This is a genomic window from Algibacillus agarilyticus (genome assembly GCF_003286125.1).
GTDB classification, from domain to species: domain Bacteria; phylum Pseudomonadota; class Gammaproteobacteria; order Enterobacterales; family Alteromonadaceae; genus Algibacillus; species Algibacillus agarilyticus.
Map to the genome: position 1 here is coordinate 123,693 of NZ_QMED01000003.1, position 17,578 is coordinate 141,270.

Consider the following 17,578-nt stretch of genomic DNA (forward strand, 5'->3'; position numbering starts at 1 on the left):
CACATAGTAGAGCATATGCTCATGGGGGCTCGAAGCTTGACTGCTTTGCTTACATGGAAGTAAGTACTTAGGTTTCGTCTGGAACGAGAAACCTGCCCCTAAAACCCGATCGCTTTGACTATACAAGCGTAAACTTAAGTTTGCTAAGTCCTTACTCTCACTTACTCCCAATAAGTCTCTGATAAGACAATTTTTAACCTTTAATAAAAAAATGATGAATTATAATTGCAAAACAAAAAGTAACCGGTTACATTTGTAACATATAAAAAACATCGCATGCTCAATTTAGGTTTAAACAACGATTGATTCAGCATGAATGCACACACAAGAGGCCCAAATGCCAGAATTTAAAAATTTAAACGACGCCGCAACACATTTTGTTTCATGGCTAAGTGAACACGCTTTGCCGTTATGGGCATCAAATGGACTAGATACTAAAACCGGTGGTTCATTTGAAAAGCTAAACAGCCAAGGGCAACCCGATACACAATGCGATCGTCGTGTTAGGGTAAATTATCGCCAAATGTTTGTTTATGCCATGGCGAACGAAAAAGGTTGGTTTGATAATGGAGAAAGAGTTGTTGATAGCTTACAAACGTTTATCAACACTCATGCTAAAAATGATAAAGGCCAATTTGCACATTTATTAAATGCTAATTGCCAAATCATTGATAGTAAACAAGATACTTACGATTTGGCTTTTTATTTGTTAGCTTGTGCATGGCGCTATCGCGCATTCAACGACCAATCGGCATTAACGGCGGCCGACGCGATGATGGAGCATATCGATACGCATATTAAAGGAATAAAAGGCGGTTGGTTTGAAGGCGACTTTAATTCTAATCTACGTAGGCAAAACCCGCACATGCATCTATTCGAAACGTTTATGGCTCTCTACTCTGCCACTAAAAACGCTAAATGGTTAGCCCGGGCGGGTGAAGTATTCACCTTGTTTCAAACCCACTTTTTTGATGAAGACAAAGGCGTATTACTTGAATATTTTAATGCCGATTGGTCACCGCAATTTGGTACGCACGGTAAAATAATTGAGGCGGGTCATATGCTTGAGTGGGTCTGGTTGTTACATGAATACCAGCAACTAACGGGCAGCCCAGTAACCCAATACACTGACATTTTATATAAAAATGCGATTGCTTACGGCTCAGATGTAACCGGTTTATTATTTGACGAATGCAATGAAAAAGGTCAAATAATCAAAGCAACAAAACGTTGCTGGCCTATAACCGAACTCCTCAAGGCTAGTGTCGCACAAGCAAATGCCGAATCAGACCCTTATATCAAAGCGCTATACGAGCAAAAAGCTCAAGACGCCATTGAGCTTTTGTTTAAATACTATTTAACCGGTGACGTTTTAGGTACTTATTGTGATCAACTTGACGAAAACAATAACGTAATTGTTGCAGAATCACCCGCAAGCACACTTTACCATTTAGTGGTTGCGGCTAATGAAGCCATTACGTATTGCAAAAGTCGCCGTTGATAAGTACCAAAGGTGATGTAGGGTTAATATAGTCAAAGCGATCGGGTTTTAGGGGAAGCCGTCAAGCTTCGAGACCCCATGAGCATATGCTCTACTATGTGACTGGGCGAGTAAGCGCTGACAATGAACCATAAAACCTGAGCGAGAAGACTAAAACTCCAGCTATTAACCCAAGTTCCCCCGTGCATCACCTTTTTTTTATTTTCATTTAATGATGACCCCGTCATCCGCGCAATTAAGGTGTAATATGAAAAATTTTCTACAACTCAAGTTACTCATTATCTCTTTAATAGGTCCATTAATTTTGTTGTTTGTATTTAATGCCAATGCTCAACAAATTACACAGCCTAATATAATCCTTATAACAGCAGATGACTTGGGGTTTGACGACTTATCAATACATGGCAACCCCGTGATCGAAACACCTAATCTAGATGCTTTAGCCAAGCGTTCAGTGCAGTTTTCTGATTACAATGTTTCACCCGTGTGTGCAACCACACGAGCCGCTTTACTCACCGGTCGGCATTATTATAAAACCGGTGTTTCGGGTGTTCATGGTGGGCGTGATTACTTAAGCTTAGATGAAACGTTAATCTCAAATGTATTACAAGAAAACGGCTATGCAACCGGTACTTGGGGTAAATGGCATATCGGTAAAACCGCTGGTTATCTACCGCAAGATAGAGGCTTTGACGAAAGTTACTACGCTCAACTCTATGTGCATGAAAATTCTTATGGTTATATTAATCAACAAAAAGTCGAGCACGATGATTGGGTATCAAGTGTGGTTACCGATTACGCTATTGACTTTATCGATAGACAAAAAAATAACAAACCTTTTTTCGCCTATTTAAGTTATTTAGCACCACATGAACCTTGGGTTGCGCCTAAAAAATATGTTGATAAATATAAAGCTAAAGGGCAACGAGACGCTATAGCTAACCTATATGGCATGATAGAAGAAATGGATCATCATATTGGCCGTTTAATAAACCATATTGACCAACAAGGTTTAGCTGACAATACCATCATTATATTTATGAGCGACAATGGCCCCTGGTTCGGTTCTAGCAACTATGGCGCAATGCATCAACATGAATGGGAGCAACGTAACCCAAATAACTGGCATGGCATGAAAGGACGAAACTGGCAAAATGGGGTTAAATCACCTTTGTTTATTCGCTACGGTGATCATTATCAACCTCGTACGATCGCGCCCTTTACGTTTGTCACCGATATTATGCCTTACCTTTTAGAGGTGACGAATATTCAGTTGAATAAAAACCATAAACCAATAGATGGTGAATCATTTAAACGTGCGTTAGAAGGTGATACCACTTATGCACGCCAAAAACCGGTTTTAATAGGTAGTCATGATGTAATTTCACACAAAGCATTATTCAATCAATGGACCCCTTTTGATGATGTTGCTAAAAATGCACTAGATTACAATTCACAAATGTTGGCATTGCGTGATGATCGTTATAAATTAATACTCAACCCCGTTAAAGATGAATCACACTACCCTGATGCGACCGAGCAATATGTCTTATTTGATATGAAAACCGATCCACAAGAAACCAAAAACTTATTTTTAGCTAAGCCGACACTTGCCGCTATAATGCTCACTAAAATGCAAACGGCATATCAAGATGTGTTTAATGATGCTGACAGTTTTAAAACCCCGATGTATCAAATTTCAGGCGACATCAGTGCTTTTAATGCTTTTGGCCCAGCCAGCACACAAGGTAACGTTAAAAGCCAAGCACACTTGCTAGGTGGTTTTAAACAAGCCGGTGATTCAGCCACCTATGATTTACAGATTAACGAAGCGGGTATTTATGATTTATGGCTTAATAAGCAAGATCACTACGGTTCTGGGTTTGAGGTTAAAATTAGCGTAGCCAATAAACCTTATACCACGACGCTAAACGAGCACGCCTTGCAAAAGTTAGCGCAAATACCGCTACCACAAGGTGCAGTTACCTTAAAGTTTGAAGTAACCCAAAATACAGCCATGACAACCTGGATGACGTTAAACAATTTGCGCCGTTTTTATCTGATAAAACAAGGCACCAATAAAAAACCCAGTGATTTATCGTTGCCTAACTAAACCTATAATTCGCTTGTTTCAAAATATAATACCTCCTCTACACCACATAAACAGGTTGTTTTTACAGCCTGTTTTACAAAATGATGCTCGTGGGGTTTTCACTTAGTTAATAATAAAAGAGAGTTGATATGAACGCACTAACTTGCTTTAAATCATACGATGTTCGCGGCAAAGTACCGCAAGAATTAAATGAAGATACAGCTTATAAAATTGGCTTTGCTTATGTAAAACAACAACAAGCCAATATTGTTGCAGTTGGCTACGACATAAGATTAACGAGCCATAGTTTATGTGATTCACTTGCTAAGGGTATTATGGATGCCGGCGCCGATGTTATGCATATTGGCCAATGTGGTACAGAAGAGATCTATTTTGCGGCCTTTAACGAAAAAGTCGACGGTGGCATTGTCGTAACGGCTAGCCACAACCCCAAAAATTATAATGGCATGAAGTTTGTTGGCAAAGGCGCGCTACCCATTTCAGGCGATACTGGCTTACTTGAAATAAAAGCACTAGCAGAAGGCAATAATTTTACGCCGAATAACTTAGTAGGTTGTCCTACTTACATAGACACAAGTCCGCAATATATTGAGCATTTACTGAGCTACATTAACGTAGCAACATTGCCAAAATTAAAAATAGTGGTCAATGCGGGCAATGGGGGTGCAGGAAAAATTATTGATTTGCTTGAGCCTCACCTCCCCTTTGAATTTATCAAAATACAGCACGAGCCAGATGGCAACTTCCCTAATGGCGTGCCTAACCCGCTATTAGAAGAAAATCGATTAACCACACAACAAGCAATCATTGAACATAAAGCTGATATGGGAATAGCATGGGATGGCGATTTTGACCGGTGTTTCTTTTTTGATGAGAAAGGCGAATTCATCGAAGGCTATTATTTAGTTGGCCTATTGGCCAAAACCTTATTACAGCATAACCCAGGGGGTAAAATAGTTTATGACCCTCGCTTATATTGGAATACAATTGATATCGTTGAGCAAGCAGGTGGTGTTCCGGTTAAAAGCAAAACCGGCCATGCTTTTATTAAAGAAAAAATGCGTGCAGAGAATGCTATATATGGCGGTGAAATGAGTGCCCATCATTATTTTAAAGAATTTGCCTATTGCGATAATGGCAATATACCTTGGTTGCTCATATGTGAATTAATGGGCGTTACCGGCAAGCCAATATCGTCATTAGTTAGTGAGCGTCAGGCTTTGTTTCCTTGCAGTGGCGAAATCAATTTACGAGTGGGTGATGCTAACCTCATACTAACTGAACTTGAAAAACATTACGCCGATCAGGTGAGTGAATATGATCGCACTGATGGCTTGGGTATGACCTTCGATAATTGGCGCTTTAATGTCAGAATGTCGAATACCGAACCCCTGTTACGCATTAATATCGAATCACGTGCCGATACCCCCCTAATGAAAACCAAAACCCAAGAAGTTTTAGACTTTATACATGCACTCAACGACTAATAGGCTAATATTTAAATATTAACCTAAAGCTAAACAAGCTCTATTAACGTAGAGCTTAAAATCAGGCACCAATTAATGTTTAAATTTTGCCCAAAATGTAGCAAACAGACCATTGATTTTATTCAGCAAAGGCAATTTATCTGTCGTCATTGTCACTTCAATTATTTCCACAATATTGCTGCGGCCGTCGCCGGTATCATTACCTTTGAAAATCAAATATTACTCACGACTCGGGCTAAAGATCCAGGGGCTGGCTTGCTCGATTTACCTGGCGGCTTTGTAGATGCCAACGAATCGCTCGAACAAGCGTTAACACGTGAATTAAAAGAAGAATTAAATATTGAAATACCGGCTAGTGATTGGTGTTACGAAAGTGCATGGCCAAACCAATATTTGTATGCCGATATTCAATATCAAACCTTGGATACCACTTTTAGTTGCGCCTTATCTCATAAACCCGAAATAACTAAACAAGAATCAGAAATAGCCCAATATCAATGGATTGAAATTGAAAACATTCAATTCGAGCAGATGGCATTTCAATCATTACGTCGTGCGCTTGAGCTTTATATATCAGGTCGGTAAATGTTTAATTTACGCTCAGCGTTTATTACGATTAACATCGCTTTAAGTTGCCTTATAAGCCTATTTATTGCAACTTCATCAATGGCCAATACCACCACTGAAAAAATAAAAGTGGCTTTTATTAACCCGGATATACAAGGCCGGCCTTTTTGGGATCTAGCCACCGAGATTGCACTTGCGGCAGCCACCGATTTAAATATTGAGCTAACGGTTTACTACGGCGGAGGCGATCGTTTTTCAAACCTAGCCTTAGTTGAGCAACTTTCGAGCAAACCACTAAAACATGATTATCTGGTTTTTTTACCCTACAAAGGCAAAACTAAACAACAGTTCCAACGTTTAGAACAACAAGGCTTACCTTTTGTTACACTAGAACGATCTTTTGAAAAAAAACAACTGGCTTCACTTGGTTTACCACAACAACAATTTAAAATGTGGAAAACTGAAGTCTACTTTGATGATATTCGTGCCGGTTATTTGTTAGCTAAAGCCTTGTTAACACCCAATCATCTTAATGAAAAATTGAACCTCCCTCCGACAAACACAATGCTCGATAAGCATACCGACTCTACGGTGAAAAATATTGTTGCCTTTAGCGGTGATCGCAGCGCAATCGCACATCAACGTGAATTAGGTTTAAAATTAGCCTTACATGAGCAATCTAATGCACGTTTACAGCAAATTGTTCACACATTATGGCAACCTAATTCTGTTACCCAACAATTACCAACGTTATTACGGCGTTATCCCGATACAAATGTAATTTGGACGGCATCAGACGAACTTGCACTTGCCGCCAGTAAAATAGTGCATCGAAATATCAACAACGCCCACGTTGGTGGTATTGATTTAACACCTAAAGCGTTAAAAGCGATTAAAACAAGTGATTTAACCGCGACCGTTGGTGGTCACTTTATGCAAGTAGCTTGGGCTTTAGTTAAAATTCATGACCTACATAAGCAACAATACTCGAGTGCTTATGATCGATTACCCTACGGTGTTACGCTTGTTACATCTGCTAATATTGAACATTACACAGTGTTAACTGAGCGCCCAAATTGGAACATGATTAATTTTTCACGTTTTTCAGTATCGAATAAATCAGAAACGCCGTATGACTTTTCATTAAATCGCGTAATCAAACAACTTAAAACAAACCCCATAAATTAACTTAAAAACAATCAGTTACAATTTATTTTTTTACTTTTTTATGTTTACAGCTAGCAAAATGTTGTTTTTTTGTGAATTTGTTGTTGATTTATTACATTACACAACATAATATAAATGTAACCGGTTACGTAACAACAAACATAAAATGTAACCGGTTACTAATATTACACACTTTACCATCACATTTGAAAAATAAGGTTCAAGGACCATACTCAACGAGGTGTTCAATGAAGAGGTTAACAAACATGAACAACGTACCAACACGCACCCTACTTAGTGCCGCTATTATAGCTAGCTTAACAGGCTGCTTAAGTGAAACAACAACAAACAATGACAACGTACAATACACGCCAGATTCACATCCGTTAAGCGTAGTGGCCGGTCAAGATGCTGAATTTGCACCCGGCAGTGACATTGTATTAAAAAGTCGCTTAGTAGGTACGGTTGCAGGCCAAACGATGATGTGGGAACAAACAGCCGGTCCTGACGTGACGATCGTCGACCCGACACAATCACAAATAAGTTTTGTTGCACCAGACGTCGTGGGCTCACAATTATTAACGTTTGTTGTTCATGCACTTAATGCCGATGGTACTGCCGCCATGGATAGTAACAACGCACCTATCGTCGATGAAATAAACGTAAAAGTTTTTGATCCAGACAGCATAGAAACTTATGAAGTTGAAACCGATGCTGACGTGGTTTCTACGCTAGAAATTATTACTGAAGGCCATGAAAAATACATCGCAGGTGCCAGTGGTAAATACCATACTGCCGATATCGAAGGCGAAAAATCGGTTATATATACCATTAATAAAACAAGTGAAAACGCCGGTTTTTATTCATTATTTGTTAGATATGCAATACCTGCTGACTACGGCGGTAAAGAAGCAAAAGTGGTGGTGAATGGCGTACCCACTATTTTGCAATTTGAAGCAACCGGTAGCTGGAATGACATAAAAGTAGCCACCGTTGAGTTAAAAGCAGGTGATAACATTATTGAAATTGGCGGGGCGTGGAATTATTACCGCATTGATAATATTTATACTATTCCAGATGTTAAACCGCCCGTGCCTTCTCCGGTACCCACACAATTAACTAATGATAATGCAACCACGGCAACTAAAAAAGTATTTGAATTACTGGCTTCATATTATGGTAACTCAACGTTGTCGGGCCAAACTGAATTTCCGACCAATGATGGCAGCACAAATGACTTGGTTGAATTTAATAAAGTAACCAGCGCGACAGGTGATGATGCTCCCGCTATCGTTGCATTTGATTTAATGGAATATTCAGCAACACGCGTTGAAAATGGGGCTAACCCAGGCACATTAACCGAAGACATGATCAAACATCATAATGAAAAAAATGTGATGCTCTCGGCCTTATGGCACTGGAATGCACCCGCTCAATTAAAAAATGGCACAGGCGAAGAAGCTTGGTATAAAGGCTTCTACACAGGTGCAACTGACTTTGATTTAGCCGCCGTGCTTGCCGATACAAATAGTGCTGAATATGCAGCTTTAATTGCCGATATTGATATTGCGGCCGCTGAATTACAAAAATTAGAAGATGCTGATATTCCTGTTTTATGGCGCCCATTACACGAAGCACAAGGTAAATGGTTCTGGTGGGGTGCAGCAGGCTCACAAGCCCTTAAAGATTTATGGGTGTTAATGTACGATCGCATGACTCAACATCATGGTTTAGATAACCTGATATGGGTATATACTTATGCTGGTGATTTAGACGCTAGCTGGTATCCAGGTGACGACTATGTCGATATTGTTGGCTATGACGGTTACGATGGCACCAATGATAAAAATGCCTTTTCGGGCCAATTCTCGACTCTACGCGATCGTCATAATGGTCAAAAAATGGTCGCTCTCACTGAAACCGGTTCCATTCCAGATGTAGAAGCCATGCATGCCGCTAACGCTTGGTGGGCTTTTTATATTACATGGAACACATCAGATTCATATGGCCCGGGTTCAATGGATGCCGCAACGATTGATGCAAATTATGCATTCGATAGTGTTATAAACTTAAGTGATTTACCGGGTGCACCTAATGCTGCACAAGGGCCTGGTGTTTATGAAAACTTCGATCATGCTGCCAGTTATGTTGCGCAGATTAATTGGGGCAACCAAGCATTAACCAGCTTAAATGCATCAACTGATTGGGCGGGTTCAGGTTCACAATCATTACGTTCAACGATGGATTTAGCCGCAATAACTGATTGGCCAGAATTCCCGAGCACGGTTATTCAATCATACCCAGCTAATGGCATTGATGTAAAAGATGCCACCTTGTTTTCACTTAAAGCCCACAGCCTGAATGCTGGCGATAATATTACCGGTAAGTTATGGATCAAACATGGTGAAGCACAAACTTGGGCAGATGCCGGAGCAATAGCCTTAACCGACGGCGGCACGATGCTTTCAATCGACGTATCTGATTATGATTTAATTGCCGGTTTTGGTGTGCAGTTTGAAGGTTTTGAGCAAACATCTGCCGCCGCTAAATTTTATATAGATAGTGTGATGGTTGACGATACCGTGTTTGCCGACTTTGATGAAACCCCTTCTAACTTTATAGGCCAATTAAATTGGGCTAATACCAGCGGCTTAGGTATTACGGATAGCTGGATGGCACAAGGCGCTAAATCACTCGCCTTAACTAAAGATTTATCAGCTAAAAATGATTGGGGTGATACACCCAGCACCGTTATTCAAAACTACCCTGAAAACGGCATTGATATCAGCTCAGTTTCAAGCCTTAAACTAAACGTTAATTCAATGGATGCCGGCGCTGCAGTAACCGGTAAATTATGGATAAAACACAGCGCAGAACAAACTTGGGTTGATGCCGGTGCAGTCGCATTAACAGATGGCGGCACAGAACTTGAATTAGATGTATCAGGCTATGACTTACTTGCTGGTTTTGGGGTGCAATACGAAGGTTTTGATACCACATCATCTAACGCTAAATTCTATATGGATAATGTGCGTTTAGACGATAAAGTAACATACGGTTTTGAGCAAACTGGCGCTTGGGAAGGTCAACTAAACTGGGCACCAACAACCGGCTTAACCACAACACAAGCTTGGGGCAGCAACAATACAAACTCATTGGTATTAACCAAAGATTTAAGTGTTGAAACATTAGGTGAAACCCCGAGTACAACCATACAAACTTACCCGAACTTATCGATTGCCGGTGTAAGCCAATTAAACTTAACCGTTAACACAACGGGTGCGGGTGATGGCGTAACCGCTAAATTATTTATTAAACATGGCGAAAGTCAAACTTGGGTAGATGCAGGCGCGCAAGCAATAACAGCAGATGGAATTCAATTATCAATTGATGTGTCTGAATATTCATTGTTAGCGGGCTGGGGAGTTCAGTTTGAAGGTTTCGATACCAGTTCAACAGATGCTAAGTTCTACATCGATAGCGTCACTTTTACTGAATAACTCATTTATTAAACCTATTTATTAAACGCATTTAGGCGATATTTCCGAGCAGGGCCGCCCTGCTCTATCGCCAGCCACATTTTAAGAAAGAGGAAGCATCATGGCTTTTCAACACAAAAAATTTAATAAAAACTTATTAGCAGCTAGTATTTTAACTTGTCTTACCGCACCAAGCTACATGGCCTATTCTGCAGAAGCGGAACTAGCACAAGAAGATGACGTAGAAGTGATTCAAGTTCGCGGTATTCGCGGGTCAATGGTTGCATCAATGAACAACAAACGCTTCGCGGGTAACGTAGTCGATTCAATTACCGCAACCGATATTGGTAAATTACCCGATGCGACTATCGCCGATTCATTACAACGTATTACCGGTATTCAAATCAGTCGTTCTGGTGGTGAAGGCGCTAATGTTAATATTCGTGGTGTTTCACAAGTTGGTCAAACCTTAAACGGTGAGCAAATGCTATCAGCAGGCTCTATCACCACAGTGCAGCCTAATTTTGCTGATATTCCATCAACAATGGTGTCGGGCATCGATGTAGCTAAATCAGCCCAAGCAACCAATTTAGTTGCGGGCTTATCGGGCACAATTGACCTTATAACCCAGCGTCCATTTAAGCTAGATGAAGGTCTAACCCTATTAGGTAAAGTTGAAGGCACAAAAGGTTCAATGGGTTCAGAAACCGATAAATCGATGTCGGCTTTTATTGGTTACAACAACGATAATCGATTTGGAGCTACGTTAAACGTATCACATGCAAATGTAAATTTAGCAGATTACATGACCGGTTCAACAGGTGATGACTGGGGGTTTAACGCCTCTGAAGAAGGTGCATTTGTGCAACCTAATCTTGATGTAACCGGTGACAATGATGCCAATGACATCATTTATGCTTTTCAAGGGCATCAATCTGCTAATCAATTTATTGAACGTGAACGTACGGGTATTAATGGCTCATTACAGTTCCAAATAAGCGAGCAATTACAATTAACAGCTGATGTGTTTTACACTAACTTAGATGAATATAAGTATGTTGCCAGCTTTATTGCCAGTAACTCATGGAAAAACGCGGGTTGGTTTACCCCTGCTGAAGGCGGAATAACAGAACATGAGCACATTCAAAAGGTGCCTGTTGTCGGTGAAGACGGCGTTGAACGAACTGAATACCAACCGGTCGCGGGCGGTTATTATTCATTTAGCGAAGGTACGTTGCAATCTCGCCGTAACATGGTTCACAGTGAAACACATGCAATTGAAAAAGAAGCGCTTAATACTAATTTAGAACTTGCTTATGATAATGGCGACAATTTTACCGCTAAAATTCGTTGGGTTCATGGCGAAGCCAATAACACGCAAGATATTAGTGTTGCCGATTCATATATTAATGATGGCTCGCAAGCTGGCGCCAGTTATAAAGGTGTGGGAGGCGAATTTATTAGTTGGTCGAACCCTTGGGGTTATGCCGGTCAAGACCCATTCACCCCTGATGGCACAACCATTACCGAAGATGGGCACACACAAATTCCACTCGGTATAAAATATACCAGTGATAATTTAGCTTGGTCTTTACCCACCATGACGGTTGATGGAACCACTGAAGTTTTCGGTTCTAATATTAATCGTTATGCAGCAACTTCAACTAATCTATCTGGTAAATCACAACATGGTGAATTAGATGTGCTGCGATTAGACATGAATTATGCCCTTGATCACGACATGATCACATCGGTTGATTTTGGTGCACGTTTAGGTAACCGCAAAGTCACACAGAATAGCTGGATGGGCGGCCTAGCTCGTACAAATCAATACGGCGATGCATTTTTAGCACGCTGGCAAGATCCGAATACAACAGCCCCATTAACGGGTGAGTCGTATGTCAAACCATTATCATTTGTTGAATTAGCTGAGCAAAACAGTAACAACATTACACAAATTGATGATTTTCAAGGTTCAAGTGGTTTAGGTAGTTTGTATTTTGTTAATCCCAAAGCAATGCAAGATCCGATTGCTTGGCATAATGATGTATATGGCCCACATGTATTACTGCAAGACGGTGCTAACTCATATGAGTTAGAAGAAAAAACCTCGACTCTATACTTCCAAGCAAACTTTGAAGGTGAAATAGGCTTGCCTTTTACCGGTAACGTTGGCTTACGTTATATCAAAACCGATTTTGATATTTTGCAAAGTAATGTGCTTTCAGTTGTACCTAGCACCCCAGAAGAAATTGGCACAACGGTTGAATTTAATGGGGTTGATTATCAAATACCCGGCAATTTAGGCTTGCAACCACCAGCAGAAAGCACACAACTTGTTAATAATAGCTACAATGATTTATTACCGGCGTTAAACATTGCATTTGAACTCAGTGATGAGCAAAAATTACGCTTTGCGGCGAATAAAACCCTAACTACGCATGATTCAGACAACTTAGCAGGCGGTTTATCGGTTACCCGCATCTTGGCATGTGATGTAAAAGATGCAAATAATGCAGATGTATTTTGTGCCGTAGAAGGCACTAAAAAAGGTAACCCTGAATTAAAACCATGGCGCTCAACTAATATTGATGTGTCGTACGAATGGTATTTCAGTGATACAGGTTTGCTTAATGTAGGGTTGTTCTACATGGATATTGAAAGCTTCACCACTTCATCAACAACGATGGAATCAATTGCCGATAGTGATGGTGTGGTAAGGGGCTATGATGCATCAATTAGTGATTTTAGAGCCTCTGGCTTAACGCCAATAAAATCTATTGGCAATGGTGAAGGCGGCTCGATTAAAGGCTTTGAATTAGGCTTGCAAACGGAGCTCGACGTTATCGGGTTAGATGGTTTTGGTATTGCAACTAATATGACTTACTCACCAAGCACCAGTGGTCAAGTTGATTATTATGGCGAAGATACACCACTTAGTGATAATTCAGAGTTTCAATCAAACTTTGCATTATGGTACGAAAAAGACGGTATTCAAGCGCGTATTGCTCATAATTATCGTAGTGAAAAATTCCGAGGCATTCGCACAATTGGCGCATATGATTTAGCTAAATATCAAGCACCGACAAACTACATTGATGCTTCAGTTAATTATGATGTAACCGAAAATGTAACCCTTTCATTGCAAGGTACTAACTTGACAGAAGAAAGCCAAGATCAGTATTACCAATGGGAAGACATGATTGAAAAACGTTTTTACAATGAACGCCGTGTTACATTAGGTGTACAAGTTAAACTGTAGTTTTTATATTATCACCGTTTAAAACACGCAACCTAACCAAAACCTCAGCTCGCTAGCTGGGGTTTTTTTATTATATATAAGCCTATCTAACGCACCGAATTATTTAATTTGATACCAAAACGTTACCTGGCCAGACAATAATCTCTGCGTCAACGAGTGTACAAATTTAATCCACTTTCTGTTCTAGTCATCCGATGTCTGCGTTTTTGTTATTAATAATTAACCCGTCAAAAAATTAACACATTTATGCAGTGGTTTTTTTGCGTTAAACAGCGTATTTTAATCCCCAATTAATAAACGTTAAAAATTCAACACGCAAATTTAGCAACGCGTTCGCAATTTAAAACACAACAAACGGTGTTTTTAAAGCGCATAAACAATAACTTATACAAATAATAATATACAAAAGGAAATCATGATGGCGACTTTATTTCAAAAGTTACTGGGTGCTTTGTTCAACCTTTTTAAATACAAATGGCTCGTTCTCGGTTTAATTATAGGCTCAATGATTATTGCGCTGATTATCGGCAAGGTTTACCAAAATTGGGATGACGATAAAGATCGTGGTGCTATCGCCATAAAAAATGGGGCATTTGGTGAAAATTACGCAACCCCTGTATACCTAGACCAAGGTTGGTCTCCGGCTGAAAGCTTATGGTTTTATAACACCACGCAAGGCTCGGCTTTATTACCCTACGACTTGTTCATTGTTTTAGAAGATGCAAATTCAACTGAATTATTGCGCTCTAATACCAACATGGACAAATTTCGCTATTTACCGCAAAAGAAAACCTTTTTTAACCCTGATGCTTTACCGGTTGGCTTTGTAAAAGACACTTATAAAGGACATGATTATGTGGGTTATACCTGCGCGGCTTGCCATACTAGCCAAGTTAATTATCAAGGTAAGGCCATCCGGATAGACGGCGGCCCAGCGATGGCTGATATGGTTGGTTTTTTAACAGAACTCGAAAAATCTTTACAAGCGACATTAAACAATAATGCTAAAAAACAGCGTTTTATCGATAACGTAATCAAACTCAACAACAATTACGATACCGAAGACCAAGTCATTGAAAGTTTACTCGCCGCCGCTAAAACCGTGAGTTTATATAACACGGTAAACCACAGTCACGTAAAGTATGGTTATGCTCGATTAGATGCGTTTGGCCGTATTTATAACCGTGTATTGCAACACATGATCAATAAAAAACAACTCGCCACTGCCATGGCGCTGGTCACTGCACCGGGTGGACGCCGAGTATTAACGCATGCTCAAATTTCGAATGTACTCGCGGGGGTTAACGAGAATATTATTGTTGATAAACAATTTGCCACCATATTAGAGCGATTAGCCTCTAAAGCCCCAGGCATGCCCGGTTTAAATCAACGCGATTTGCTGCGTGTACGTGATTCTATATTTAATGAGCCAAACGCCCCGGTTAGTTACCCGTTTTTATGGGATGTTGGTCAATCAGATTATGTGCAGTGGAATGGCTTAGCAAACAATGCGGGCGTGGGCCCACTCGGTCGGAATACTGGTGAAGTCATCGGTGTATTTGGTATTTTAGATTGGACATCGCACAAACCAAGCGGTTTTGATTTAGCGGCCAAATTAACCGATCAAGAAAAGAAAAACGAAATAGTCGATTTTACCTCATCAATCGATTTAACTAACTTACATCGTTTAGAGTCTCACCTTAAAAAGTTACAATCACCTAAATGGCCTGAAGCGATACTCGGTAAAATTGATAGAGACAAAGCCGAACGTGGCGAGCTTATTTATGCGCAATATTGTCAATCTTGTCATGAGATCGTAGACCCGAGTAATTTTGATCGCGTTATCATCGCTAATATGACCGACATCAATATTATAAAAACAGACCCCGCAGCTGCACTCAATGGCGTTAACGCCACCGGAAAATCAGGCAACTTTACACATACAACTCAAAATATTTCAGGCGTGGGTGATGTGTTTATAAAAGAAGATGCCCCTGTTGTGCAAATTTTAACCTCGGCAACTAAAGGCGTGATCGCCACACCCGATGCCGATAAACCCTTTATTCGTCGTTGGTTAGATCGGTTATATGTTATTGGCGCATCTTTTTTCCAAAACGACATGCCAAGTACCATCAAAAATGGTAACTACCGCGCAGATACCACCTCTGCCCCCTACAACTCATTATTAGCTTATAAAGGCCGGGCGTTAAACGGTATTTGGGCAACAGCCCCATATTTACATAATGGTTCAGTGCCAAGCTTATATGATTTACTTTTACCCCAAAAGCGACCGGGTGATCCTGAAACAGGCGAATACCGCCCAGATTCATTTGTTGTAGGAAGTCGAGAATTTGATCCAATTAAAGTCGGTTTTAAAGCTCAAGGTTATAACGGCACGCCGTTTTTAACATCTCGCTTAGGCGATACGAATGCGGGACATGAATATGCAGCCGGTATCACACCACAAAACGACGGCTCTAAACCACGCGCCCTCACCCGTGACGAACGTTTAGATCTCATCGAATTTATTAAAACACTTTAGGAGCTTAACCATGACAACTCAGTATTTAGCACTTTATGATGCAGCTCCCACAGAAGAAAAATACCCTTTAGTGCAAAAGTGGATGAAAACCGAACCATTACCTTTTTTCAAACAGCTTAGAGAAGAACGGCCTATTTTAGTTACGCCCGAATGCACATTAATTGCATTATTTACCGATATACGCGACACCTTACAAATGCCTAAAATTTTTACGGTTGATTTGTATAAGCCTAAAATGGGCGTAACCCATACGGATCCGGGTTATTTAATGGCACACGACGATGACGCGCTGCATTACCGTGAAAAATCATTGATGCAAGGCATGCTCAACCGCGATGATTTGCCCGGTGTGCGTGAGTTAATCGCAAAGGCCAGCGCAAAAATTTTAGCCGATGCTGGCGGGCATATCGAAATTGTGAATAACTACACACGAATGGTGCCCGCTATTTTAGTGCAAGACTACTTTGGTTTAGACGGTATCGACCGCAAAAAGCTGCTTAAGTGGTCTTATTGGAATCAATATAATACCTTTCATAATCAGCCTTTTGATTTAAACTCGAAAGCACTTTACGACGATATCATTAAAAACCATGCAGAATGCTCAACAGAGCTTGTTGATTACATGAAAGTATTAATGGTACGTAAATTACTCACCGTTAAAATCAAAGATCGTATATTGGGTCAAGCCATTACCGGCATTAACCTTTTACGCACCTTGTTTAAAAAAGAACCATTCATGCTAAAAGATGACATCGTAAAGCGAATGTTGCGCAGTTCATTTTCTGATCATGTTGATTTTCCGCTAACCCGTATCGGCGTAAATGCCGGTGGCTTGCTTATTGGTGCCGTTGAAACCACCTCGCAAGCGGTATCGCAAGTTATCGAATATTTGATTCAACGCCCCGAATTATTAACGCAAGCTAAAGCGGCATCTCGCGACACTGACACTGCTAAAATTGATGGCATGGTTTGGGAAGCGTTGCGATTTGTGCCGATCAGTCCGTATATGTTTCGGCAAGCATCACAAGATTATACGGTTGCTAAAGGCACCGCACACGAAACGACGATAAAAGCAGGCACTAATGTATTAACGCTAACGCAGTCTGCCATGTTTGACCCTTACGCCTATGACGACCCCGATAACTTTAATGCTGAACGCAATTGGTACCACCACTTTAATTATGGTTTTGCTTCGCATGATTGTTTAGGAAAATACATTGGCATGGTGATGATCCCTGAAATGGTACGCCAAGTGCTTAAGTTAGATAACTTAGAAGCCACAGCCCCGATGGACTACAAAAAAGGGCCATTCCCTGAATCATATGAACTCGCTTATTCTGCCAATCAATAACGCGACTAATAAAAATTCGAATGAAAATGTCGAATAGAAAAAGTCGATAGCGGCCTCCAAAATGCCGTTATCGACAGGTATAAACTCATCAACATAACGTTGTCACCCC

At 40.5% G+C, this 17,578-nt stretch carries 9 protein-coding genes; all 9 read left to right on the forward strand.

All coding sequences use genetic code 11. The features are described from left to right. Positions 1-337: 337 nt before the first annotated feature. Positions 338-1,501 carry an AGE family epimerase/isomerase gene (locus DPX34_RS03975; protein WP_157964612.1) on the forward strand — a complete coding sequence of 388 codons (1,164 nt, stop codon included), beginning with the start codon at positions 338-340 and terminating at the stop codon, positions 1,499-1,501. A 247-nt stretch (positions 1,502-1,748) separates the two neighbouring features. Further along, complete coding sequence (locus DPX34_RS03980) at positions 1,749-3,614, forward strand: sulfatase-like hydrolase/transferase (protein ID WP_111977125.1); 1,866 nt, start codon at positions 1,749-1,751, stop codon at positions 3,612-3,614. A 128-nt stretch (positions 3,615-3,742) separates the two neighbouring features. Then, the gene (locus tag DPX34_RS03985) at positions 3,743-5,101 is read left to right on the forward strand and encodes a phosphohexomutase domain-containing protein (RefSeq protein ID WP_111977126.1); all 1,359 of its coding nucleotides are present in this window, start codon (positions 3,743-3,745) and stop codon (positions 5,099-5,101) included. Between the two features lie 75 nt (positions 5,102-5,176). Next, positions 5,177-5,686, forward strand: coding sequence for an NUDIX hydrolase (locus DPX34_RS03990; RefSeq protein WP_111977127.1), 510 nt, complete (start codon positions 5,177-5,179; stop codon positions 5,684-5,686). Then, positions 5,687-6,856: an ABC transporter substrate-binding protein gene (locus tag DPX34_RS03995; protein WP_111977128.1), complete on the forward strand. Its 1,170-nt coding sequence runs from the start codon at positions 5,687-5,689 to the stop codon at positions 6,854-6,856. A gap of 245 nt (positions 6,857-7,101) precedes the next feature. After that, positions 7,102-10,335 (forward strand): glycosyl hydrolase, encoded by a 3,234-nt coding sequence (locus tag DPX34_RS04000; RefSeq protein WP_198673617.1) that lies wholly within the window; start codon positions 7,102-7,104, stop codon positions 10,333-10,335. A 100-nt stretch (positions 10,336-10,435) separates the two neighbouring features. Beyond that, positions 10,436-13,576, forward strand: a complete 3,141-nt coding sequence (locus tag DPX34_RS04005; protein ID WP_111977130.1) for a TonB-dependent receptor — start codon at positions 10,436-10,438, stop codon at positions 13,574-13,576. 418 nt (positions 13,577-13,994) lie between these two features. Next, positions 13,995-16,118: a di-heme-cytochrome C peroxidase gene (locus DPX34_RS04010; RefSeq protein WP_111977131.1), complete on the forward strand. Its 2,124-nt coding sequence runs from the start codon at positions 13,995-13,997 to the stop codon at positions 16,116-16,118. A gap of 10 nt (positions 16,119-16,128) precedes the next feature. After that, positions 16,129-17,469 carry a cytochrome P450 gene (locus tag DPX34_RS04015; protein WP_111977132.1) on the forward strand — a complete coding sequence of 447 codons (1,341 nt, stop codon included), beginning with the start codon at positions 16,129-16,131 and terminating at the stop codon, positions 17,467-17,469. Positions 17,470-17,578: the final 109 nt, after the last annotated feature.